At 63.6% G+C, this 21,763-nt stretch carries 24 protein-coding genes and 1 tRNA gene; 12 read left to right on the top strand and 13 right to left on the bottom strand.

Going from position 1 to position 21,763, the window contains the following annotated elements; translation table 11 throughout:
• The first annotated feature begins 106 nt into the window (after positions 1-106).
• The 3 genes from TabM4_RS14700 to TabM4_RS14690 are packed head-to-tail and all read left to right on the top strand — an operon-like array spanning position 107 to position 2,672.
• On the top strand, positions 107-295 hold the full coding sequence (locus TabM4_RS14700; protein WP_434613861.1) for a hypothetical protein: 189 nt from the start codon (positions 107-109) through the stop codon (positions 293-295).
• Positions 292-1,203, top strand: coding sequence for a GIY-YIG nuclease family protein (locus TabM4_RS14695; RefSeq protein ID WP_434613858.1), 912 nt, complete (start codon positions 292-294; stop codon positions 1,201-1,203). Before TabM4_RS14700 ends, TabM4_RS14695 begins: the two co-directional genes overlap by 4 nt.
• Positions 1,200-2,672, top strand: coding sequence for an N-6 DNA methylase (locus TabM4_RS14690; protein WP_434613855.1), 1,473 nt, complete (start codon positions 1,200-1,202; stop codon positions 2,670-2,672). Before TabM4_RS14695 ends, TabM4_RS14690 begins: the two co-directional genes overlap by 4 nt.
• Before the next feature lie 185 nt (positions 2,673-2,857).
• On the opposite strand, the gene TabM4_RS14685 is transcribed toward TabM4_RS14690, so the two are convergent.
• The 13 genes from TabM4_RS14685 to hisD all read right to left on the bottom strand — a co-directional run bounded on the left by TabM4_RS14685 (position 2,858) and on the right by hisD (position 11,977).
• Complete coding sequence (locus TabM4_RS14685) at positions 2,858-3,802, bottom strand: AAA family ATPase (protein ID WP_434613852.1); 945 nt, start codon at positions 3,800-3,802, stop codon at positions 2,858-2,860.
• A gap of 1,160 nt (positions 3,803-4,962) precedes the next feature.
• A tRNA-Phe gene (locus TabM4_RS14680) sits at positions 4,963-5,038 on the bottom strand.
• A gap of 108 nt (positions 5,039-5,146) precedes the next feature.
• Positions 5,147-5,338 carry a DNA gyrase inhibitor YacG gene (locus tag TabM4_RS14675; protein WP_434613849.1) on the bottom strand — a complete coding sequence of 64 codons (192 nt, stop codon included), beginning with the start codon at positions 5,336-5,338 and terminating at the stop codon, positions 5,147-5,149.
• Positions 5,335-6,378, bottom strand: coding sequence for a ribonuclease E/G (locus tag TabM4_RS14670; protein WP_434613846.1), 1,044 nt, complete (start codon positions 6,376-6,378; stop codon positions 5,335-5,337). Before TabM4_RS14670 ends, TabM4_RS14675 begins: the two co-directional genes overlap by 4 nt.
• Positions 6,375-6,950 (bottom strand): Maf family protein, encoded by a 576-nt coding sequence (locus tag TabM4_RS14665; protein WP_434613843.1) that lies wholly within the window; start codon positions 6,948-6,950, stop codon positions 6,375-6,377. Before TabM4_RS14665 ends, TabM4_RS14670 begins: the two co-directional genes overlap by 4 nt.
• On the bottom strand, positions 6,947-7,165 hold the full coding sequence (gene infA / locus TabM4_RS14660; RefSeq protein WP_023664579.1) for a translation initiation factor IF-1: 219 nt from the start codon (positions 7,163-7,165) through the stop codon (positions 6,947-6,949). The genes TabM4_RS14665 and infA overlap by 4 nt, the downstream gene beginning before the upstream one ends.
• A 169-nt stretch (positions 7,166-7,334) precedes the next feature.
• Positions 7,335-8,204: a carbon-nitrogen hydrolase family protein gene (locus TabM4_RS14655; protein WP_434613839.1), complete on the bottom strand. Its 870-nt coding sequence runs from the start codon at positions 8,202-8,204 to the stop codon at positions 7,335-7,337.
• 132 nt (positions 8,205-8,336) lie between these two features.
• Positions 8,337-8,597, bottom strand: coding sequence for a glycine zipper 2TM domain-containing protein (locus TabM4_RS14650; RefSeq protein ID WP_434613837.1), 261 nt, complete (start codon positions 8,595-8,597; stop codon positions 8,337-8,339).
• Positions 8,598-8,714: 117 nt separating this feature from the next.
• On the bottom strand, positions 8,715-9,320 hold the full coding sequence (locus TabM4_RS14645) for a GNAT family N-acetyltransferase (RefSeq protein ID WP_434613834.1): 606 nt from the start codon (positions 9,318-9,320) through the stop codon (positions 8,715-8,717).
• Entirely contained in the window at positions 9,317-9,727 is a 411-nt protein-coding gene (locus tag TabM4_RS14640) for a ketosteroid isomerase-related protein (protein ID WP_434613831.1), read from the bottom strand. The genes TabM4_RS14645 and TabM4_RS14640 overlap by 4 nt, the downstream gene beginning before the upstream one ends.
• Complete coding sequence (locus tag TabM4_RS14635; RefSeq protein ID WP_434622095.1) at positions 9,724-10,128, bottom strand: low molecular weight phosphatase family protein; 405 nt, start codon at positions 10,126-10,128, stop codon at positions 9,724-9,726. The genes TabM4_RS14640 and TabM4_RS14635 overlap by 4 nt, the downstream gene beginning before the upstream one ends.
• A gap of 65 nt (positions 10,129-10,193) precedes the next feature.
• Positions 10,194-10,670, bottom strand: coding sequence for a UPF0262 family protein (locus TabM4_RS14630; protein WP_434613828.1), 477 nt, complete (start codon positions 10,668-10,670; stop codon positions 10,194-10,196).
• A complete protein-coding gene (hisD, locus tag TabM4_RS14625) occupies positions 10,667-11,977 on the bottom strand; it encodes a histidinol dehydrogenase (RefSeq protein WP_434613825.1) in 1,311 nt (436 codons plus the stop codon). Before hisD ends, TabM4_RS14630 begins: the two co-directional genes overlap by 4 nt.
• A gap of 283 nt (positions 11,978-12,260) precedes the next feature.
• Between hisD and TabM4_RS14620 the strand changes: the two genes are divergently transcribed.
• From TabM4_RS14620 to tilS, 9 genes are all read left to right on the top strand, one after another.
• Positions 12,261-14,441, top strand: coding sequence for an esterase-like activity of phytase family protein (locus tag TabM4_RS14620; protein ID WP_434613822.1), 2,181 nt, complete (start codon positions 12,261-12,263; stop codon positions 14,439-14,441).
• Positions 14,442-14,663: 222 nt separating this feature from the next.
• Entirely contained in the window at positions 14,664-15,071 is a 408-nt protein-coding gene (gene ybgC, locus TabM4_RS14615; protein ID WP_434622093.1) for a tol-pal system-associated acyl-CoA thioesterase, read from the top strand.
• A gap of 133 nt (positions 15,072-15,204) precedes the next feature.
• On the top strand, positions 15,205-15,900 hold the full coding sequence (gene tolQ, locus TabM4_RS14610; RefSeq protein WP_434613819.1) for a protein TolQ: 696 nt from the start codon (positions 15,205-15,207) through the stop codon (positions 15,898-15,900).
• A 3-nt stretch (positions 15,901-15,903) separates the two neighbouring features.
• Complete coding sequence (gene tolR / locus TabM4_RS14605) at positions 15,904-16,377, top strand: protein TolR (RefSeq protein WP_434613816.1); 474 nt, start codon at positions 15,904-15,906, stop codon at positions 16,375-16,377.
• Between the two features lie 14 nt (positions 16,378-16,391).
• Positions 16,392-17,582 (top strand): cell envelope biogenesis protein TolA, encoded by a 1,191-nt coding sequence (locus TabM4_RS14600; protein WP_434613813.1) that lies wholly within the window; start codon positions 16,392-16,394, stop codon positions 17,580-17,582.
• 114 nt (positions 17,583-17,696) lie between these two features.
• Positions 17,697-19,037 (top strand): Tol-Pal system beta propeller repeat protein TolB, encoded by a 1,341-nt coding sequence (gene tolB, locus TabM4_RS14595; RefSeq protein WP_434613810.1) that lies wholly within the window; start codon positions 17,697-17,699, stop codon positions 19,035-19,037.
• 87 nt (positions 19,038-19,124) lie between these two features.
• A complete protein-coding gene (gene pal / locus TabM4_RS14590; RefSeq protein ID WP_434613807.1) occupies positions 19,125-19,658 on the top strand; it encodes a peptidoglycan-associated lipoprotein Pal in 534 nt (177 codons plus the stop codon).
• A 4-nt stretch (positions 19,659-19,662) separates the two neighbouring features.
• Positions 19,663-20,502, top strand: coding sequence for a tol-pal system protein YbgF (gene ybgF, locus TabM4_RS14585; protein WP_434613804.1), 840 nt, complete (start codon positions 19,663-19,665; stop codon positions 20,500-20,502).
• A gap of 8 nt (positions 20,503-20,510) precedes the next feature.
• Complete coding sequence (gene tilS / locus TabM4_RS14580) at positions 20,511-21,728, top strand: tRNA lysidine(34) synthetase TilS (RefSeq protein WP_434613801.1); 1,218 nt, start codon at positions 20,511-20,513, stop codon at positions 21,726-21,728.
• The last annotated feature ends 35 nt before the right edge of the window (positions 21,729-21,763 follow it).

The raw sequence follows: 21,763 nt of genomic DNA, 5'->3' as shown, positions 1-21,763 counted from the left end.
TCCTCTCAGTGGGCCGGACTCTAGCATCAGATGGAGGAGTTATCGGGGGTCAGAGCAGGATGACGTCATCTCTGCACTTGAGGCAACGCTATCGAACTCTGACCAATTGAGCAGAACGATTGAAATTGAACTCCAGCGCATCACCGCCCTCCGCCAGTCCATCCTGAAGAAAGCTTTCGCAGGCGAACTCGTCCCGCAGGATCCCGCCGACGAACCCGCCACCCAATTGTTGCAGCGGCTCCTTGAAGAGCGAATTGCCACGCCGCATGTCCCGAAAAAGAGGAAAGCGTCATGACCATGAAGAGGGGCCGATCCATCGAACTTTTCTTCGTGGATGGCACACCTGACGGGATCGTCACGGCCACTATTCCCTTCCAGTGGTCGGGTCACGTTCTGGTCACGCGCCGCACGCAGGTCAAGGAAGCCCTAGAACGCGAGGAAACCCTGCGCCCCGGAGTCTACCTGCTCAAGGGCGAGAAGGACGGCAAGCCAGCCGTATACATCGGCGAAACAGTCGAATTGCGATCCCGCACGAAGCAACATGTCGCCGAAAAGGAATGGTGGGAAACGGCCATCTTGATTTCTTCATCCGGCGAACCCCTGAACAAGGCGCACGCGAGATATCTGGAATTCCGCCTCTTTTCACAGGCAACCGCTGCCAACAAGGCGATCATCGAGAATTCCAAGACACCAACGGAAAGCAAGCTCAGCGATGCTGCTAGAGCGCACATGGATGATTTTCTGGAGAACATCTACCTAGTGCTTCCCGCGCTACGTTTTGATTACTTCACACAGAACTCGAAGGCGGCGCCTGTCCCGTTCGCTCCTGCAAAGGCCGCAGTCACATATTTTACGTTCACCGTTCCAAAGAACGGCATCAAAGCCCGCGCACGGCTGGAAGATAGTGATTTTGTCGTCGAAGCGGGTTCGATTGCCCGACGGAAATGGGAAGGCGCTTTGCATTCCACCTACACCGCGCTTCACCAGGAACTCGTCGATCAGGGTGTTCTAGTCGACAACGGAACCCATGCTGTGTTTAGCACGGACTATGGGTTCTCAAGTGCCAGTGCCGCTGCGGCGGTAGTAGCGGGGCGCCCCGCGACGGGCCCGGGAAGTTGGGTCGTAGAAGCGACCGGAGAGAAGCTCGGTGTTTGGGAAGCAAAACAGGTGAATGCAGTGATCGGCCAAGGTGTGCAGGCATGACCACCACTCCCATCGTCCAGAAGGTCTGGAACTTCTGCACTATCCTAAAAGACGACGGGGTGGGCTACGGCGACTACCTCGAGCAACTGACTTATCTGATCTTCCTGAAAATGGCCGACGAATACGCCCGACCGCCCTACAACCGCTCGGTCGGCATTCCGGATGACTATGCCTGGGCCACGCTTCGCCTCCTCAAAGGCGCGGAACTGGAGGTGCATTACATCCGCACCCTGAACGTGCTGAGCACCCGCCCCGGCATGTTGGGGCAGATTTTCACCAAGGCGCAGAACAAGATCCAGGACCCCGCAAAACTCGCCCGCCTGATCGCCTTGGTGGACGAAGAGAAGTGGACCCTTCTGGATGCGGACGTGAAGGGCGACATCTACGAGGGCCTTCTCGAACGGAACGCAGAGGATACGAAATCCGGTGCAGGCCAGTATTTCACGCCCCGCGCCTTAATCCGCGCCATGGTGGAATGCATGGCCCCCGAACCCCGCAAGACCATCGCCGATCCTGCCTGTGGAACCGGTGGCTTCTTCCTCGCCGCCTATGATTTCCTGAAGGACAAGGCGCAGGACCGCGACGACAAGGCCTTCCTGAAAAGCCAAACCTTCTTCGGCAACGAGATCGTCGCTGGAACGCGCCGCCTGTGCCTGATGAACATGTTCCTGCACAACATCGGTGACATGATCGGCGACACCCCGATTTCGCCCGCCGATGCCCTGATCGCCCCGCCGTCGCAAACCTTCGATTACGTCCTTGCCAACCCGCCCTTCGGCAAGAAATCCTCGATGACCTTCACCAACGACGAAGGGGAGGCCGAGGGCGAGCTGACCTACAACCGTCAGGACTTCTGGGCCACGACATCGAACAAGCAGCTGAACTTCGTTCAGCATATCCGGTCGATGCTGAAGACCACCGGCCGCGCCGCAATCGTCGTGCCTGACAATGTTCTTTTTGAAGGTGGTGCAGGGGAGACGATCCGCCGCAAGCTCCTACAGATGACCGACCTGCATACGATCTTGCGTCTCCCAACAGGCATTTTCTACGCGCAAGGGGTGAAGGCGAACGTCATCTTCTTCGACAACCGCCCCGCATCGAAGGAACCACAGACACGCGAAGTCTGGTATTACGATTACAGAACCAACATCCACCACACCCTGAAGAAGAAACCTCTACGCTTTGACGATCTTGCGGAGTTCATCCGTCTCTACAATCCGACAAACAGGCACGAGCGCCGTGCCACATGGTCGGAGGATCAGCCCGAGGGCCGCTGGCGGTCTTTCCCCAGAGACGAACTCCTGGCCCGCGACAAGGCGAGCCTTGATCTGTTCTGGCTGAAAGACAAAAGCCTGACCGACCTCGACAATCTGCCCGAACCTGATGAGTTGGCGGAGGAGATCATCGAAAGCATCGAAGCAGGCCTTGAAAGCCTCAAGTCTGTGATGGCTGCCCTCCAGCGCAGGTGACCGAAGCCTGACCGACCGTTGGTGCCTCCCTAACCGCAAGCCCTCGCTCGCCTTCCCCCCGAGCAGCACCCACGTTAGCTCGGTCGCCGAGACCGCCAACATGGGAAGGACGGAAAGGAAGGGAGGCAGCGTTTCCCCTACACCGAAACTCAAGGGCGCCCAGCGTTGCGGACGCCCTTCTCTTGTCAGTTCAGCATCTCGGCAGGCGGAGCCTCAGGCCGTCCGCCTCCCAGCCTAGTGGCGATGCGTCTGGACAATGATCCCGTCAATGGATGCTCTTCGTTCATCATGCGATCCTGAGGCGGCAACGAGGGCTGTTCGCGCGTGATGCTGTCCGGGTGGATCGCACTACCTGTAAGCACGCCATTCTCATCTCTCTTGGCGTAGCGCATCAGCGGCTTGGGCCCGTAGTTCGCCTTAGAAACCGCATAGCAGATCACGTCCGGATTCCTGTCATCTGGCGCGATGTTGATCATCGACCGCACACTCGCAGCAGTTGCCCCCGAACCCCTCGCGGCGTCAGGCTTTAGCCCCGCTTCGACATCGCCTACGTTCTTGACCGTGTGATGAACAATCTGAACGGCTGCGTTCCACGCCTCAGCAACGCCCTTCAGCGCCTCGTCCAGCTTTCCGATCCCCGTGGCACTGTTTTCGTTCGCGTCCCCCAGACTTCTATTGAGAGTGTCGATGATAATGAGACGAGGCTTCTCGGGCATTTTGCGAATGAACGCATGCAGGTCAGTGATCCAATCTGACTCGACAAGCTTACCGTTGCTTCGCTTGACGATGCCGAACCCCTTCGGAAAGAACCAATGAAGGTTCTCGATAGCCTTCGCGCGCTGCGCACGGCTCAGCCTCTTGCACGCGATCTTGACTCGACTGGTCACAACCTCTTGGCCATCTTCGGCAGAAATGTAGAGCACCTTGCCCTTCTTGAGCTTGAAGGGCGCGCCAGGGTCTCCCCAAAGGTTATAGACGTCGCGACCGATGGCGACAGAGATAGCGTTTTGCAAAGCAAAACCGCTCTTCCCAACACCGCCTGGCCCAACGAGTGCTGTCACCGTGCCGCAAAGCACGGTCGGGATGACAAAGTCGTGGGGCTTTGCTCGGCTCTTCAGCATTTCCGCCATCGATACCATGCATGCTTCAATCCTGTTTGCCCCGGTGCTCCGCTGTCGCAGATCGCCATCCGCACGAGCGTTCATGCGTTTGCGCGGCGTCTGCTGGCGCACAGTTGCGGTTGCCTTCTTGGTGGTCCTTCTAGACCGGGTAGTCTTTGTGTTTGCCCTCATTGAAAAACTCCTTTCGTGTAAAATGAAGGATTTGCTTTGCATGCGTCTGTGCACGCACAGCACGCACGCCATCCAAGCCCGCGAAATTGCGGACATAGATTTCGTGAGGCCCAAAGGGTGAGTGTTCGCCGACGACGTTGGCGCGCCGCTTACCATTGAGGCCGAATGTCTGATCAACTTAGACGGAGGAGCCCTGGCAAGAATTCCCAGGCTTCGTTCTGCGCAACAGACAGGTGGCGCTGCCACCTTCTGACGGTCTGGTCTATATCCTCGCTCTGTTGCGCATGTTGCACCTCCGTTGGATGTCATTCAGTTACATCCATCCAGATCGCGCGTACAGTAACAAATGCGTGATATTGACATTTAGTTATTGACAAAACTATTCTTGACAAAACTCATCCCGAGCATAATCAGAATCAGCCGCTTACGGTAATGATCAAAAAAGAGAACTGACCCCATGCTCGGCTTACTTTCCTTGCCTGAGGGAAGGCAGGGCGAACGTAGTGGCGAAGCAGCCGAAGCAGCCGAAGCAGCTGACGAAAGTTTGCCGGCAAATGGCTGCTGACAACGGCAATCGCTTCCAAGTCATGCCCACAACACCGCGGCAAAGAACGCTGTCAACGCACCCGCGAATACCCCTTGGGGATAGATAGCTAGCATTGCACGAAGATCATCGACATCACGAGCGGATCATCGACGGCGCCACGTTCACGTGAGAAAGTGATCTCAGGGACGGATGCCGCAGGAAGTGCTGTTCAGCACAGCGAAAGAGGTAGGGCCAAAGGGCCTCAATGGTCTTCGCGCGCCGAAGAGCCCCAGAAGGCGGCGAGCCGAGCAATATTCGATCTCAGATCACCTTACGGCAAACCACCGCCAGATTCGCCGTTTCTCGGAGGCGAATGTGATACAAAATGTGATACAAAAACTGGCCCGTAGCGGGGCAAAAAACAAGATTCTTCTTTGTTTTCAAGCACTTGGAGAAAATTCTGAAGGCAAAATGGTGCCCAGAGCCGGAATCGAACCAGCGACACGCGGATTTTCAATCCGCTGCTCTACCAACTGAGCTATCTGGGCACCGTTGCAAGGGCGTCACCCTTGGGTGGCGGGGTGATACGTCAGGGCGCGGGGGCTGTCCAGAGGGATTGCGCAGAAAAATCGCTGCGCGCTGTCGTTCCTGTGGGGCTATTGCGGGCGGTGACCGGTGGGAGTTCCGTCCGCGGCAGTGGATGTGGTGTCGTGGTCGTCTTCGTCTGTTTCCAACGGGATCGCATAGCCTCCGGTCAGCCAGCGCCCGAGGTCGATATCCGCGCATCGGCGGGAGCAGAAGGGGCGGTAGTGGGCCGTTGCGTCCTTGCCGCAGATCGGGCAGGTCATTCCAGCCCCTCCAGCAGGGAAGCCAGCGGTGTTCGGTCGCGCTTTCGGGTGAGTTCGTAGAGGCCGAGCGTCGTCCAGCCCGCAAGGTTCGACTCGCCCTCGCCGCGAAATGCGGCCTTGAGCACCTGGTCGAGCGTGCCGCGGTCCTTCTTCGGCATCGGGGCGAAATCGACCACGACTTGCCCGCCGAGACCGCGCAGGCGCAACTGGCGGGGCAGGTCTCGCGCGGCGGAGATATTGGCCTTGAGCGCGGCGGCAGGGGAGGTGTCGGGGCCGGTGTTCACGTCGATGGCCACCAGCGCGCGGGTGGGTTCGATCATCATGTGTCCGCCACCGGGCAGATCCACACGCGCGGTGCGCAGTGCGTCGATCATGTCCCAGATGCCGAGTTCGGCAAAGGCGTCCTGCGCCACCTCGTCCGGTTCGGGTTCGGCCCAGTCGCGCCATGCGGAGTCATGCGCATCGGGGCCGTCGAGCAGAAGTTCGGCATCGCCCGCAAGATCGGCGGTTACGGCAGCAGCGAGGTCGCGCATGGCGCGGATGTCTTCGGCAATGGCCTCGGGTTCGGCGGTCTCGCAGGCGGATCGGAGGATAAGGCCGTGATCGGGCGCGGCGCCGGCCATGCCGTCATCGGCAAGGGTCTGGAGGGCGGCACGGGTGTCCTCGTCCTTGATCCGGCGGGAGATGTTCAGGCCGGGCGCACCGGGGGTGACGATGGCCCAGCGGGACCGGAAGAGAAGGCGCGTGGTCACGGGGATGGCCTTGCCGGGTTCGGCGGGGCCGGTGACCTGCACGATGATCCTTTGACCGGGCGCAATGCCCGAGATCTGCCGCAGAAAGCCGGAAAGGCCACCGGGAAGCCGGACGAACATGCCGCCCTGACCCTTGACCGGGCGGTCGGCTATGGCACGGTAGATGGCCCCGGTGAGGGGGGCGTCGCCTTCGGGATCGATCAGCAGATCTTCCAACCGGCCATCCACCACGAGGGCCGCCGCTGCGCGGTCTCCGACATGATCGAGAATGACGACACGTCCCTTCATCGCTGCCTCCAGACCGGCCAGCCCGCAGCCTGCAGGAGAGCCGCCGTTTCCGCCAGCGGCAGGCCCACGATGCCGGTGAAGCTGCCCGAAATCCACGGGATGAAGGCGCCCGCCGCGCCTTGGATGCCATAACCGCCTGCCTTGCCCTGCCAGTCGCCGCTGGCGAGATAGGCATTCAGTTCGGCATCCGACAGGCGTTTCATCTTGACCGCGCTGACCGACTCGCGCGTCCAGAGACGCGTGCCGCGGCGCACGGCGATGGCAGTGATGACCTCGTGCCGTCTGCCGCCGAGGGCAGTGAGGAATTCCGCCGCCTCGCCTGCATCGCGCGGCTTGCCGAGGATGCGGCGGCCAAGCGCGACGGTGGTGTCGGCGCAGAGCACGATGTCATCGGAGCCAGAGGGCACGGCTTCGGCCTTTTCCCGCGCGAGGCGTGCCGCATAGGGGCGGGGCAGTTCGCCGCGCCCGGGATCTTCGTCTATGTCGGGGGGCAGGATGGCATCGGGCACGATGCCAAGTTGCGCAAGAAGTTCCTTCCGGCGCGGGCTGCCCGATCCGAGGATCAGTTTCACTTGAAGCGATAGTTGATGCGGCCTTTCGACAGGTCGTAAGGCGTCATTTCAACCTGCACCTTGTCGCCTGCCAGAACGCGGATGCGGTTCTTGCGCATCTTGCCTGCCATCGTCGCGATCAGTTCATGGCCGTTGTCCAGCTCGACCCTGAATGTCGCGTTCGGCAGGAGTTCCTTCACGACACCGGGGAATTCGAGGATGTCTTCCTTGGCCATGGTCACTCCGAATAGGGTTAAAGCCCAAGGGCGGACCCATGGGCTACGGGCCGTCCTAATGCGCCTGTCGAGGCGGATTTTCAAGGGAAAAGTAAAGGCTCGAAAGGGCTGCGACATCTTGGGGATGGTAGCCATGGCAGGGGCATCGGGGCCCGCGGGCGTTTGCGGGTCAGGCGCGGGTGAGGCGGGCGGTCTGTTCGGGCCAGTGCAGGTGGTTCAGGACGCCCCCCTCGCGCCGGACGCTGTGGATGGCGGTAAGGTCCACTTCGGCGATGGCCCAGCCGGGCGCGTCGAGTTCGGTTTCCGCAAGGATGCCGGTTGGCGGGAAGCCTCGGTCGGGTGGGCCGTAGATCGCGGCGCGGCCGACATTCTCGTCCACGGCGGGGCACCAGTCGGCAGGGCCGACGGTGGGCGCCTGCACGGTGATGCACTGGTTTTCAAGCGCGCGGGCCATGGCCCCGACGCGCACGCGGGTGAAGCCGGCAAGGCTGTCGGTGCAGGAGGGGACGAGGAGAATCTCTGCCCCCGCTTCTGCCATGTGTCGCGCGAGGAGCGGAAATTCGCTGTCATAGCAGATGAGGATGCCGATGCGGCCAAGGGCCGTGTCGAAGACAGGCAGGCCTGTGCCGGGGGCGACATCCCAGATCTCGCGTTCGAAGCGGGTCATGATCTGCTTGTCCTGATGGCCGACGATGCCCTCGGGGCCGTAAAGCGTGGCGCGATTGATGGGGCGTGTGTCTTCTGCGGGGAAGACGGGGCCGGAGGCGCCGAGGATGTGGAGGCCGTGCTTCGCGGCAAGCGAAAGGTGCAGGGCATCGACGGCGGGGCGGTGCCGGGCAACCTCGTGCAGGGCACGTTCAAGGTCGGCGGCCACGTCCGGCCCGCCCAGCGAGGCCAGTTCCATCGCCCCGTATTCGGGAAAGACGAGGAGGGTGGCACCTTCCGCCACGGCCTTTTCGACCCAATCTGTGATCTTGGCCGCGTAGGCGGCAAAATCGGAAAGGAAGGAAAGCGGATAGGCGGCGGCGGCGATCTTCATGGGCAGTCCTGTGCAGGTCGGCACGAAGATAAGCAGCGGGAAGGGCGAGGGGCAAGGTGCGCGGCGTTCAGGCGCTCCGCAAAATAAGAAGGGGCGCGACCTGCGCCCCTTTTCCCGTTCTTTGCTCGCCGTTTACGGGCAGCGGGCCACATAGCGGCGCCCATTGGCATCCTGATAGATGCAGTCATTGGGTGTGTTCGCGCGGCCGATCAGGTTGCCGGCCACGGCACCGACGGCCCCGCCGATGATCGCCCCTTCGACCCGGTCGTCATCGCCCGACACCGCCGCGCCGAGGAGTGCCCCGGTGGCCGCACCGCCCAGCGTCGTCTGATCCGTGGGCGTGCAGGCCGCAGCCCCGAGGCCGAGGATCGCAAGAAGGATGGTCTTTTTCATCGGTAGTCCTCCAGCAGAATGCTCAGATAGGCCAAGCTTCCCCGTTCCGCCGTTGGTTCACAAGGCGAGAGGCCTACGAACCCGCGCAACTGGCCGTTTCCAGCCGATCCATGCCGATCAGATTGCGCGCATCCAGAATTGCAGGGGTTTCACCGTCTCGCCCTCTTGCCCGACATCCTTCCACGAGAATTCGGCCACGGCCCCGGAAAGCGGTTCGTAGCCGCGTCCCTGCCAGAAGGCATCGTTGGTGCGGTAGGTCGCAGGGCGCAGTGGATGGTCTGCGGGGCGCATCACCGAACAGAAGGCGACATGCGTGCGGCCAAGGGCGCGGGCATGATCTTCGCGCAGGTCGAAGAAGCGGTGGCCGATCCCCTTGCCCCGATACTCGGGCAGGAGGACGGATTCCGCGCCGTACAGGATGTTCTGCAGCGCGACGCCCCGGCCCGCGAAGGGGGCGGCGAATTCCTCGGCGTGATCCTCCATCGGCGTGGAAGTGGAGGCGCCGACCAGAACATCGCCGAAGAAGGCCCCGACCAGAAGGGCGTCGCGGCTGTCACGATAGGTGGAAAGGTATTCGCGTTCGTATTCCAGCGATCCGTCATAGAGATAAGGCCAGTCGCGAAAGACGGCGATCCGCAGGCGCGCGACATCGTCCAGCGCGGCCTCCAGCGCGTCGCCGCGCAGGGCGCGGACGGTGATGCCGTCGGGCAGGGCGCGGGTCATGCCGAGACCTGTGCGATCCAGTCGTTCAGGTTGTAGAAGGTGGTGACGCGGGCGATCTTGCCGTCACGGATCTCGAAGAAACCGCCGGCAGGCAGGATGTAGCGCTGACCGCGTGCCTCGGGCAGGCCGGGATCAGTTTGCAGATATTCGCCATGCACCACGAATTCCGCCGCCCCGCGGGTGCCGTCGTCATTGGCGAAGATCACCATGTCCTTCAACTCCTCGCGATAGCTGACGCCCATATGTGAGCAGAACTCGGCGAATTTCGCGCGGCCTTTGCGGATGCCGCCCTCGTTCACGCGATGCTCCAGATCCTCGGCCACGCAATCGAGCATGCCTGCGGCATCGCCCGCGTTGAAGGCCGCGTAATAGCGGGTGATGAGGGCGATGGCGTCTGATCTGGTCATGTCTGTTCCTCTTGGGTGGGCGGACCGAACCGCGCGATCATGCGATCCCTGATCTGGTCGCGGGCCTGACGATAGGCGGCGAGTTTCGCCTCGCGGCTTTCGCCAAGACCGGTTGGGTCGAGGATCGGCCAGTATTCTACGTCCAGATGGTAATAGCGGGTGAGTTCCAGCGCCGTTCTCTGGCTTGCGGGCGACAGGGCGACGATCAGGTCGAATTGCGAGAGGTCATCGCCCCATTCCTGCATCTCTTCGAAGGACCGCGACCGATGGCGGGAAAGTTCGATGCCAAGTTCCTTGCAGACGGCAATGGAGAAACCGTCCACCTCCATGTCGTTCTTGACTCCGGCGGATTGGACATAGGCGCGCTGGCCGTACATCTTTTTCATCAGCCCCTCCGCCATGGGCGAACGGACCGCGTTATGGTCGCAGCAGAACAGGATGGATGTCGGAAAATCCTGCCCCAAGATCAGCCCCAGTGCAGGACGCAGATCAGGGTGAACAGGCGACGCGCCGTGTCGGTATCCACCTCGGCCTTGCCTTCCAGCCGTTCCTGCAAAACGCGCGCACCTTCATTGTGGATGCCGCGCCGGGCCATGTCGATCGCCTCTATCTGGGAGGGGGGAAGGCGTTTGACGGCCTCGAAATAGCTTTCGCAGATCTGGAAATAGTCCTTCACGACTTGCCGGAAGGGGCCAAGGGACAGGTGGAATTCTCCCACCTTCTCGCCCGCCTCGGATGCGATATCGAAGACGAGGCGACCTTCGCGGATTGCAAGGCCAAGGCGGTAAGGCCCATCGGGCACGTCGCGCCCGTCGCGGCGTGGCAGGGCGAAGGAGTTCTCCTCGAGCAGGTCGAAAATAGCGACGCGGCGTTCCTGTTCGATCTCGGGCGTCGGGCGGGCAAGGCCCTTCTCGTCGATCTCGATGTGGCAGATGCGGTTCATGCGTCACCCCCGTTCAACCGATCGAGCCGGGCCCGAACACTCAGGCCATGGGCCTGAAGGCTTTCGGATGTTGCAAGGCGCTCGGCCGCGGGGCCGATGGCGGCGAGGGCGGCAGGCGTCATCCGTGCCATTGTCGTCCGTTTCATGAAATCAAGCACGTTAAGCCCCGAGGAGAACCGCGCCGAACGTGCGGTTGGCAGCACATGGTTCGGCCCGCCCACGTAATCGCCAATCGCTTCCGGAGTCCACGCACCAAGGAAGATCGCCCCCGCATGGGGGATCTTTGCCGCCAGACCTTCCGGGTCGGCGACCATGATCTCGAGGTGTTCGGCGGCAATGCGGTTGGCCAGCGCGGCTGCCTCGTCCAGATCGCGCACCACGATGACCGCGCCATTGTCGCGCCACGACGCCCCCGCGATGGCAAGACGCTCCAGCGTTTCGAGTCGCGCCTCGACTGCCCGCGCTACGGCCTGCCCAAAGGCGGCATCCGTGGTGATCAGGATTGCCTGCGCGCTTTCGTCATGTTCGGCTTGGGAAAGGAGGTCGAGCGCGATCCAGTCGGGGTCGTTGTCGGCATCCGCGATGACCAGCACCTCGGAGGGTCCTGCGATCATGTCGATGCCCACGCGGCCGAAGACCCGCCGCTTGGCCGCGGCGACATAGGCATTGCCGGGTCCGGTGATCTTGTCCACGGGGGCGATGGTGTCGGTGCCATAGGCCAACGCCGCCACGGCCTGCGCGCCGCCTATGCGATAGACAATGTCCACCCCTGCGATCTGCGCCGCCAGCAGGACAAGCGGGTTCACCGCGCCGCCGGGGGTGGGGCAGGTGACGACAAGGCGTTCGACACCTGCGACCTTTGCCGGAATGGCATTCATCAGGACGGAGGATGGATAGGAGGCAAGCCCCCCCGGAACGTAGAGACCTGCCGCCGAAACGGGCGTCCAGCGCCAGCCCAGCGTGGCCCCGCTTGCATCGGTCCAGCTGGCATCTTCCGGACGCTGCCGTTCATGATAGGCGCGGATGCGTTGGGCGGCGAGTTCCAGCGCCGCGCGATCCTCGGGCGAGACCTTGGCGATTTCGGCCGCGATCTCGTCTGGCGAGAAGGCAAGGCGGTCCGCTGTGAGGGCGAGACGATCGAAGCGGGCAGTCAAATCCAGGAGTGCGGCATCCCCGCGGGCGCGTACATCGGCGATGATTGCGGCGACGGCCTGATCCACATCCTCCGCCTCTTCCCGCTTCATCGAAAGCAGGGTGGAGAAGGCGGTCTCGAAGCCAGGATCGGAGGTGGTGAGGAAGAAGGTCATGGCGGCACTCCTGCGATGCCCCCATCTAGCGCGGGGGGGAGGCCCCCTCAACCCACCTGATGCGGGGAAACTGGCGACTGCCGGACGGGCGGCGGTTCGATCGGGGAGGGTGATTGGCTTCGGCACCCCGACTGGGTGCTGCCTTGTGTCCGGGAGAACCGTCGGGCGAAGCAGAGGCAGGTCCGACAGACGCCCCGCCTGATACAAAAACTTCGCGCGCGCTTCATCATGGTGTCATGTGACTCCGCCCCTTTAAGGCGCATGCCAAAGAAGGGAATTCGTCATGGTGAAAGTCAGTCTTCTGCAGATCGGGGTTGTCGGGTCACTGATGGCAGGAGCGGCCATTCCTGCCCAAGCCGACCAGTACTTCAACCGGGTCTCGACGATTTCGACCGTCGAGAACATGGCTGAGGGTGAGGACAGGGCACGCCCGTCCAGCGCCGAGATCATCTCTGCCAGCGAAGACGGGATGACCCTCGTGTACAGCGACAGCCCGCTGGGCGTTGTCGGAATGATCGACATCACCGACCCGAGGGCACCAAAGCCGCTTGGGAACGTGGCCATGGGGGGAGAGCCTACCACGGCACAAATCATCGGCGGGCGGGCCTATGTTGGGGTGGACACCTCGGAAAGCTTCACCGCGCCTTCCGGCAAGCTTGTGACGCTGGACATGGCGACGCGCGCCATCGTCGCGGAATGCGATATCGGCGGACAGCCGGATGCGGTGGCCAAGGCCAAGGATGGCAGTTTCCTTGCAATCGCGATCGAGAATGAGCGGGATGAGGATGCGAATGACGGGGTATTGCCCCAGATGCCCGCAGGCTTTGTCGTAAAGCTGCCGGTGACGGCGGAAAGGGCCGATTGCGCGAACCTTCAGAGGATCGATGTCAGCGGCCTTGCCGAGGTGGCGCCGGAGGATCCGGAACCCGAGTATCTTGACATCAACGAGGCCGGCGAGATCGTCGTCACGCTGCAGGAAAACAACCATATCGTGGTGATCGGCGCGGATGGCGCGGTTGCGTCGCATTTCAGTGCAGGTTCCGTGACATTGGAGGGGGTGGACACGCGGACCGACGGGCGTCTCGCCTTCGCCGATAGGAAGGAGGCCCTGCGCGAACCGGACGGGGTGAAGTGGCTGGATAACGACCATTTCGCAACCGCCAACGAAGGCGACTACGAAGGCGGCTCGCGTGGTTGGACCATCTTCCGCAAAGACGGAACCGTGGTCCACGAGAACGGGGCGGGGTTCGAGCGCGCCATCGCCGAGATCGGGCACTATCCCGAGCATCGCAGCAGGTCCAAGGGTGTGGAGACGGAGTCGATCGAGATTGCCCGTTTCAGTGATGTCCCGTTGGCTTTCGTCGCCTCCGAACGTGCCTCGATCATCGGTGTCTACGACCTGACCGATCCGTCGGCCCCGGTTCTGGTGCAGCTTCTCCCTTCGGGGGTGTCGCCCGAGGGGATTGTGGCGATTCCTTCGCGCAACCTGATCGCCACCGCCAACGAGGTGGATCTGGTCGAGGATGGGGGCGTGCGCGCCCATGTCATGATCTATGAACGCGGCGAGGGAGTGCCCGCCTATCCGATGATTACCTCCGCCGGCGCGGCAGAGCCTATCGGCTGGGGTGCGCTCTCCGGTCTGGTGGCCGATCCGGCGACGGCCGGACTGCTTTTTGCGGTATCGGACTCGGTCTATGGGGCCGAGCCAGCGATCCTGCAGATCGACGCGACGCAGGTGCCGGCCCGCATCGTGAAGAAGACCGTCGTGACCCGTGGCGGTGAGGCGGCGCAGAAGCTTGACCTAGAAGGGATCACGACGGATGGCGAGGGTGGCTTCTGGCTGGCCAGCGAAGGCCGTACGGATCGTTTGATCCCGCATGGCCTTATCCATGTGGATGCAGAAGGCGCGATCCAGAAGGAGGTTGGCCTTCCGCCCGAACTTGCCGCGCAGGAAATCCGCTTTGGTTTCGAAGGCATCGCTAAGGTGGACGATGTGCTGTGGATGCCGGTGCAGCGGGAGTGGAACGACGATGCGAAGGGGCTCGTGAAACTTGTGGCCTATGACACGGCCGCGGAAAGCTGGGGTGCCGTGCTTTATCCACTTGATGCGCCGACCGAAGGCGCGTGGATGGGCCTTTCGGAAATGACGGTGCATGGCGACTGGGCCTATATCGTGGAGCGTGACAATCAGGTCGGCGCGGCGGCGAAGACGAAGAAGCTTTACCGTGTCGTGCTGAGCCAGCTTGCGCCCGCCGCTCTTGGTGGCGAACTGCCGGTCGTCACCAAGGAGGAGGTCCGCGACTTCCTGCCGGATCTGGCTGTCCTGAATGGCTATGCCGCCGAAAAGATAGAAGGCTTCGCCGTGGATGCGGCAGGCACCGGTTGGGTGGTGACGGACAACGACGGTGTGTCCGACAGTTCGGGCGAAACGCTGTTCTGGTCGATAGGAAACCTGCAGCCCTGAACCGGAGGCCGCGCGGTCCGGTCATCACGGGCCAAGGCGGCGAAAGGCGTGCAGCCCCGACCCCGGAGGGTGTCGGGGCCTGTCTCTTCGGCCCCGTCCTCGGCTGACAGGCCTTGCCTGCGTCCCGTGATCCGGGGCATTTCCGTCCTAGTCTGGCGGAGGCCCCGCCCTTGCGAACTGGATGACCGGATGACACAGAAACAGGGGGCTGCCGATGGCGGCATGGCCGTGCCCCACGCAGCACATCAGGCGACGTTCCGCGTGTATTACGAGGATACCGATCTTGCCGGGATCGTCTATTATGCGAATTACCTGAAATTCATCGAGAGGGGCCGCAGCGAATGGGTGCGGTCCTTGGGGATCGACCAGGCGGTACTGCGCGCGGAGGAAGGGATCGTCTTCGCCGTGCGTCGGGTGGAGGCAGATTATCTGCGGCCCGCGCGGTTCGATGATCTGCTGACGGTGACCACGCGTCTTTTGGCCTTGGGCGGGGCGCGGATCGAGTTTGAGCAGGCGGTGATGCGCGGGGAGGAGCGGCTTTTCTTTGCCAAGGTCGTCCTCGTCTGCCTTTCGCGGGAGGGGCAGGCGGTCCGTCTGACGGCAGGTTTGCGCGAAAAACTGTCAGGCTGAGGCCGGATCGGGTGGCGGGTTGCCGCCTTGCAGGCGACGCTGGCGCAGATGTGTTGGCAATCGCCATTGATTGCGGATAGAATCACATGCAAAGGGCCGCAGCAACGACGGCACCGCAACACGAGCAGGCGTAATGGAAACGGAAACCCTTGCCGCAGCGCAGGAGATTGATTTCTCCGTGCTTGCGCTCTTCATGAAGGCGACACTCACCAACAAGCTGGTTCTTCTGACCCTCTTGTTGATGAGCTTCTGGTCGTGGTCGATCATCATCCAGCGCATCCTTGTCTTCCGCAGGGCGCGGGCCGAGGCCGAGGAATTCGACCGCGCCTTCTGGTCGGGCGAGCCGTTGGACGAACTTTACGAGACCATCGGTCCGCAGCCGCAGGGCGCGAGCGAACGGATCTTCGTGGCGGGCATGACGGAATGGCGGCGCAGCCACCGGCAGGACGGCAAGCTGATCGCCGGGGCGCAGGCGCGGATCGACCGGGCGATGGATGTGGCCATCGCGCGGGAGAACGAGGTGCTGAACAAGGGGCTTGGCTTCCTTGCCACGACAGGCTCCACGGCGCCCTTCATCGGGCTGTTCGGGACGGTCTGGGGGATCAAGCACAGCTTCGAACAGATCGCCATCAGCCAGAACACCAACCTTTCGGTCGTGGCCCCCGGTATCGCCGAGGCGCTTCTGGCCACGGCCATTGGCCTTGTTGCGGCTATTCCGGCGGTCGTTGCCTACAACAAGCTGAACAGCGACAGCGAGCGCATCCTGAACGGATACGAGAGCTTTGCCGACGAATTCTCCACCATCTTGTCGCGCCAGTTGGACGCCTGAACCATGGGGGCAGGGGTCGCGAAAGGATCGGGCGGGGGTGGCGGTCGGCGGGGACGCAGGCGGCGCGCGGCGCCCATGGCGGATATCAACGTCACGCCCTTCATCGACGTGATGCTGGTGCTGCTGATCATCTTTATGGTCGCGGCACCGATGCTGACGGTCGGGGTGCCCATCGAATTGCCCGAGACTGCGGCGAATGCCCTGCCTGCCGAACAGGAGGAACCGCTGGCCATCACCATGACGGCGGATGGTCGGTTGTTGATCCAGACGAGCGAGGTCGCGGCGGCGGATCTGATCCCGCGCCTTCAGGCAATTGCGGCAGAGCGGACGTCGGACAAGATCTTCCTGCGGGCGGATGGGGCCATTCCCTATGCGCGCGTGGCGGAGGTCATGGGCGCGCTGAATGCGGGCGGGTTCAACAACATCGGTCTGGTGACCGATGCCGGTGGCCCGACGCTTGACGGAAACGGCGGCTGAAAGCCGGGCGGGGCATGGAAAAGGGCCAGATCATTTCAGGCGTCGCGCATGCGGGCGTGATCCTCTGGGTTATCCTAGGGGATTGGCTCATGCGCACCGATACGCTGCCCGAGATCCAGGTCGCCGAAGTCACCCTCATGTCGAGCGCGGAATTCGACGCGATGATGGCAGCGGCACCACCCGCGCCGCAGCCTGCCGAAGAGGCACCCGCCGAGCCCGCGCCGCAAGAGCCAGTGATCGAGACGCCGCCCCCGGTGGAGCCCTCCGAGCCGCCGCCCCCTGCCGAGGAACCGCCTCCTGTGGCCCCGCCAGAAGAGCCGTTGCCGGAGGATTTGCCCACCGAGGCGGTGCCGCAGCCCATCGAGACCCCGCCGCCCGTGGCCCCCATTGCCGAGACGGAACAGCCGATCCCCGTGCCGCTGACCGATGTGCGCCCGCGCCCGCGCCCTGTGGACCGCGTGGCGGCGACACCGGTTGAAAGCGTGGATGCACCCGAAGTGGCCGATCAGGTGATCGAAGAGGTCACCGATCAGCCGACCGAAGAGGCTGTCATCGTCGAAGAGGAACAACAGGCGGCCGCACCCGAGGAGGCCACGACACAGATCGTGACCGAGGCGGTGGAGACGGAAGAGGATACCCCGCAACTGGAGATGACAGCATCGCTGCGCCCCCGGTCGCGGCCCGCGCGCGTCGATCCGGCGGCGGAACCCGCCGAGGAACAGGCCGCGGTCGAGACGCCGGTTGAAGAGACCCCGGAGGAAACGTCGGATATCGCTACCGAGGATGCGGTGAGCGCCGCGTTGGCCGAGGCACTGGCGCAAGAAGCGCAGCAGATGGAGCAGGCATCGACGGCGCAGGGCACGACGGGGGCATCCGCAGGCCCGCCGATGACGGCGGGTGAGCGGGATGCGCTGCGCGTCGCGGTGCAGCAATGCTGGAACGTGGGGGCGCTGTCGATGGAGGCGCTGCGGACGACGGTGACCGTGGCGGTTTCGGTTGGGCAGGACGGCGTGCCGGATGGCGGTTCCATCACGCTGATCGACTCGAATGGTGGGTCGGACACGGCCACCCGGCAGGCCTTTGAGGCGGCACGGCGGGCGATCATCCGCTGCGGTGCGCGGGGCTTCCCGCTGCCGCCCGAGAAATATGAACAGTGGCGGAACATGGAACTCGTCTTCGATCCGAACGGGATGAGGATGCGATGACGGGATGTCGCGCCAAAGACAGGCAGGATGGGGCCGCTCGCGCCATCGTGTCCACCGCAGGATTGCCCTTCGCGGCATGTTGTAATCGATTGACCCGAGGAGAATGAGGATAGAATGACCCTGATCAGATCCCTCACCCCCGTGCTGACCCTTGCCATCGGCCTTCTGGTCGGGGCCCTTTCGCCTGCAGTGGCGCAGGATCAGGGGCCGTTGCGCATCACGATCACCGACGGGGTGATCGAACCACTGCCCTTCGCCGTTCCCTCCTTCGTGGCCGAGAACGGGGCCGCGGGGGAATTCGCGGCCAATATCACCCGCGTCATCGCATCGGATCTGGAAGGGACGGGTCTGTTCCGCGAAATCCCGGCCGCTGCGCATATCGCGCAGGTGACCAGTTTCGATGCCCCGGTTTCCTTCCCCGACTGGCAGGCAATCAACGCGCAGGCCTTGATCGTTGGCGCGGTGAGCGCGTCGGGCGACCAGATCGTGGTGAAGTTCCGGCTTTTCGATGTGTTCAGCGGTCAACAGATGGGCGAGGGGCTGCAATTCGCAGGCACCCCCGGCACATGGCGGCGCATGGCGCACAAGGTGGCCGATGCCGTCTACAGCCGGATCACCGGGGAAGGCCCCTATTTCGACAGCCGCGTCGTCTTCGTTTCCGAAAGCGGGCCGAAGAACCAGCGGGTGAAGCGTCTGGCGGTGATGGATTATGACGGGGCCAATGTCAGCTATCTGACGGACGGGGCCTCCATCGTGCTGGCACCGCGTTTCTCTCCGACCGGGAACCAGATCGTCTTCACCTCCTACCAGTCGGGCTTTCCGCGCATCTATCTGATGGACCTGGGGTCCATGCAGGTGCAAGCCCTGGCACAGACCGAGGGCAACATCACCTTCGCACCGCGCTTCGCGCCGGATGGACGGACGGTGGTCTTCAGCCTTGAACGGGACGGGAACACCGACATCTACGCGCTGGACATCGGCAGCGGGCAGGTCCGGCAACTGACCAATGCCCCGTCCATCGAGACCGCGCCGAGCTTCAGCCCGGATGGCAGCCAGATCGTCTTTGAAAGCGATCGGTCGGGATCGCAGCAGATCTATGTGATGCCCGCAAGCGGCGGCGAGGGACAGCGGATTTCCAACGGCCCGGGCCGCTATGGCACGCCCGTCTGGTCGCCGCAGGGCGATTACATCGCTTTCACCAAGCAGAATGCTGGGCGGTTCCATATCGGGGTGATGCGCACGAACGGCAGCGAAGAGCGCCTGCTGACCGCCTCTTTCCTGGATGAGGGTCCGACTTGGGCGCCGAATGGCCGTGTCGTGATGTTCACCCGCGAAAGCGCGGGCGAGGGCGGTCAACCCGCGCTGTTCAGCGTGGACATTTCGGGGCGGAACCTGCGCCAGATCCCGACGGATGGCCCGGCCTCGGACCCCGCATGGTCGCCGCTTCTGCCATGAGACATGTCGCGCCGCCGATTCACAGCGCGGCGCAAAGCTGATATGGTTCGCGCAATCGAGCCAAGAACCCCAAAGGAACCTGAACAGATGACCCTTCTTCCCAAGGCCATTCTCCTCGTCGCCGTCCTCGGTCTGGCGGCCTGCAACAACCCCAATCGCTTCGGCGCGGGCGGTGCCGATGGTGCCGGCGCTGCGGGCGGCTTTGGTGCAGGCGGCATCGGCACCTCCGGGCTTGGCGACCCGAACGATCCGCGCTCGGTCGCCTATTTCAACCAGACGGTCGGCGACCGCGTCCTCTTTGCGGTTGACCAGCATACCCTTTCGCCCGAAGCGCGGATGGTGCTGCAGGGGCAGGCGCAGTGGCTCAACGCCAATGCGCAATATGCCATCATCATCGAAGGTCATGCCGACGAGCAGGGCACGCGGGAATACAACGTGGCGCTTAGCGGCCGCCGCGCGAATGCGGTGCGCGATTTCCTGATTTCCCAAGGGGTTGCCGGGTCGCGGATGCAGACCATTCCCTATGGCAAGGAACGCCCCATCGCCGTCTGCTCGGATGAGACCTGCTATGCGCAGAACCGTCGGGCGGTGACCGTGCTGTCGATGGGCGCGGGGGTCTGATCCGATGCGGGTGCTCCGCCTTCTGTTGCTGACAGCCTTCCTGCCGGTTTCGGCCTTTGCGCAGGATGCGCAGACGCTGGCCGACATCCGGGCCGAGGTCGGGCGCCTTCAGGCCGATTTCAACAGCCTGAAGGCGGAACTCGTCGCCTCTGGCGCGTCCTCGGCGGGAACCGCCGGCGGGGATGCGCTGCAGCGCATGGATGCGATCGAGGCGGAACTCGTCCGTCTTACGGCCAAGACGGAACAGGTGGAACTGAAGCTGAACCGCGTGGTCACCGACGGGACCAACCGGATCGGCGATCTGGAATTCCGCCTTTGCGAGTTGGAAGAGGGCTGCGATATCGCGGCTCTCGGCGAAACGCCGCCGCTGGGTGGCGGTGCGGCCGGGGGGGGCGCTGTCGCCCCGGTAACTCCTACGATGACCGACCCCAATGCCGGGGCAACCACTGCGCCGGAACTGGCGATCGGGGAACAGGCGGATTTTGACCGGGCCAAGGAGGTGCTCGGTCAAGGTGACTTTCGCGCCGCTGCAGACCTCTTTGCGACCTTTACCCAATCCTACCCGGGTGGGCCGCTGACGCAGGAGGCCCATTATCTTAGGGGCGAAAGCTTGAGCCAGCTTGGCGATACGGCAGGTGCGGCGCGCAGCTATCTTGAGGCCTTCTCGGGCCAGCCGTCCGGGCCGCAGGCAGCGCCTGCGCTGCTGAAACTGGGTCAGGCGCTGGGCGCGCTGGGACAGACGCCCGAGGCATGCGTGACCCTGCAGGAAGTCGGCACGCGTTTCCCCGGTTCGGTGGAGGCCGGAACGGCAGCCACGGCGATGCAGGGGCTGGGCTGTCTCTGACTCGGACAGTGGAAAGCCTGTTCCGCGAGGGGATCGGCCCCCTGCGGAACTTGCCGCTCGGGCTGGCTGTATCGGGGGGCGGCGACTCGGTTGCCCTTCTGCATCTGGTGGCGGAGGCAGGCTGCAAGGTCGCGGTCGCGACCGTCGATCACGGATTGCGGCCAGAAGCGGCGGCAGAGGCGCAGGCCGTGGCGCGAATGTGCGCTTTGCTGGGCGTTCCGCATGACATCCTGCATTGGCGGTATGACGGACGGGGCAATCTGCAGGATGCCGCGCGGCGGGGGCGGATCAAGCTCCTCGCCGATTGGGCACGGGCGCGCGGGATCGGAACCGTTGCGCTGGGCCATACGCAGGATGACGTGGCAGAGACCTTCCTGATGCGCCTTGCGCGGGATGCGGGTGTCGACGGGCTTGCAGCTATGGCCGCGCGGCGCGAGGTGGGAGGCGTGACCTTCGTGCGCCCGTTGCTGAAGGTGCCACGCGCGGCCCTGCGTCGCTGGCTGCTGGACCGGGGTATTCCGTGGGCGGATGACCCGTCAAACGAGGATGCACGGTTCGAGCGGGTGCGCATGCGGCGGGCGATGGCGGGGCTGGCTGACGTGGGGGTCGATGCCGCGCGGCTGGCGGCGGTCGCCTTGCGGATGACGGAATTGCGCGAGGCATTGGATGAGGCGGCAGGTGAGGCCGCGGCGCGGATCGCGCGGATCGATGGCGGGGATGTCCTTTTCGACGTCGCGGGGCTGGCGGCGCTGCCCTTCGAACTGCAGCGCCGTTTGCTGGTCGCGGCCCTGACCTGGGTGGCCTCGGCGGAATATGGCCCAAGGCGTGCGGAACAAGAGCGCTTCGTCGAGGCGGCACTGGCGGGGCGCGCCGTGACCCTTGCGGGGTGCCGTAGCAGCCATGTGCGGGGGCGGATGCGGATCACGCGCGAATTGCGGGCGGTGACGGGGATTAGGGCCGCGCCGGGTGAGGTATGGGATGGGCGATGGCGGGTTTTCGGGCCGGATGACCACGGATTGGTCCTGCGCGCGCTGGGGGAGCAGGGTATCCGACAACTCCCTGATCGGCGCGGCGTCACCGTTCCGCGCCCGACGCTGTTGGCAAGTCCTGCCGTATGGGCAGGGGAGCATCTGGTCGCTGCCCCTCTGGCAGGGTTCGGGGCAGGTTGGCGGGCAGAATGCGATCCGCCGAAGGGCCCGTTGGCTGCGGCACCTTTATCGCATTGAACCCGGGGGGTTTATCTCTATCTTAGGGGGCAAGG

Origin of the sequence: Tabrizicola sp. M-4, assembly GCF_051132405.1 — a bacterium.
Lineage (GTDB): Bacteria > Pseudomonadota > Alphaproteobacteria > Rhodobacterales > Rhodobacteraceae > Paragemmobacter.
The sequence above is the reverse complement of the archived record's forward strand: the minus strand, read 5'-3'. Positions and strand labels throughout refer to the sequence as shown.

Bases quoted from the DNA above. Each gene is read 5' to 3' on its own strand.
- infA (WP_023664579.1), bottom strand. From the start codon at position 7,165: ATGGCCAAGGAAGACATCCTCGAATTCCCCGGTGTCGTGAAGGAACTC.
- ybgC (WP_434622093.1), top strand. From the start codon at position 14,664: ATGGCCGTGCCCCACGCAGCACATCAGGCGACGTTCCGCGTGTATTAC.
- ybgF (WP_434613804.1), top strand. From the start codon at position 19,663: ATGCGGGTGCTCCGCCTTCTGTTGCTGACAGCCTTCCTGCCGGTTTCG.
- TabM4_RS14635 (WP_434622095.1), bottom strand. From the start codon at position 10,128: ATGGCGGAGGGGCTGATGAAAAAGATGTACGGCCAGCGCGCCTATGTC.
- TabM4_RS14685 (WP_434613852.1), bottom strand. From the start codon at position 3,802: ATGGCGGAAATGCTGAAGAGCCGAGCAAAGCCCCACGACTTTGTCATC.
- TabM4_RS14620 (WP_434613822.1), top strand. From the start codon at position 12,261: ATGGTGAAAGTCAGTCTTCTGCAGATCGGGGTTGTCGGGTCACTGATG.
- tolQ (WP_434613819.1), top strand. From the start codon at position 15,205: ATGGAAACGGAAACCCTTGCCGCAGCGCAGGAGATTGATTTCTCCGTG.
- pal (WP_434613807.1), top strand. From the start codon at position 19,125: ATGACCCTTCTTCCCAAGGCCATTCTCCTCGTCGCCGTCCTCGGTCTG.
- TabM4_RS14690 (WP_434613855.1), top strand. From the start codon at position 1,200: ATGACCACCACTCCCATCGTCCAGAAGGTCTGGAACTTCTGCACTATC.
- TabM4_RS14675 (WP_434613849.1), bottom strand. From the start codon at position 5,338: ATGACCTGCCCGATCTGCGGCAAGGACGCAACGGCCCACTACCGCCCC.
- TabM4_RS14630 (WP_434613828.1), bottom strand. From the start codon at position 10,670: ATGAACCGCATCTGCCACATCGAGATCGACGAGAAGGGCCTTGCCCGC.
- TabM4_RS14640 (WP_434613831.1), bottom strand. From the start codon at position 9,727: ATGACCAGATCAGACGCCATCGCCCTCATCACCCGCTATTACGCGGCC.
- tolB (WP_434613810.1), top strand. From the start codon at position 17,697: ATGACCCTGATCAGATCCCTCACCCCCGTGCTGACCCTTGCCATCGGC.
- TabM4_RS14645 (WP_434613834.1), bottom strand. From the start codon at position 9,320: ATGACCCGCGCCCTGCCCGACGGCATCACCGTCCGCGCCCTGCGCGGC.
- TabM4_RS14695 (WP_434613858.1), top strand. From the start codon at position 292: ATGACCATGAAGAGGGGCCGATCCATCGAACTTTTCTTCGTGGATGGC.
- TabM4_RS14600 (WP_434613813.1), top strand. From the start codon at position 16,392: ATGGAAAAGGGCCAGATCATTTCAGGCGTCGCGCATGCGGGCGTGATC.
- TabM4_RS14650 (WP_434613837.1), bottom strand. From the start codon at position 8,597: ATGAAAAAGACCATCCTTCTTGCGATCCTCGGCCTCGGGGCTGCGGCC.
- hisD (WP_434613825.1), bottom strand. From the start codon at position 11,977: ATGACCTTCTTCCTCACCACCTCCGATCCTGGCTTCGAGACCGCCTTC.
- TabM4_RS14655 (WP_434613839.1), bottom strand. From the start codon at position 8,204: ATGAAGATCGCCGCCGCCGCCTATCCGCTTTCCTTCCTTTCCGATTTT.
- TabM4_RS14670 (WP_434613846.1), bottom strand. From the start codon at position 6,378: ATGAAGGGACGTGTCGTCATTCTCGATCATGTCGGAGACCGCGCAGCG.
- tolR (WP_434613816.1), top strand. From the start codon at position 15,904: ATGGGGGCAGGGGTCGCGAAAGGATCGGGCGGGGGTGGCGGTCGGCGG.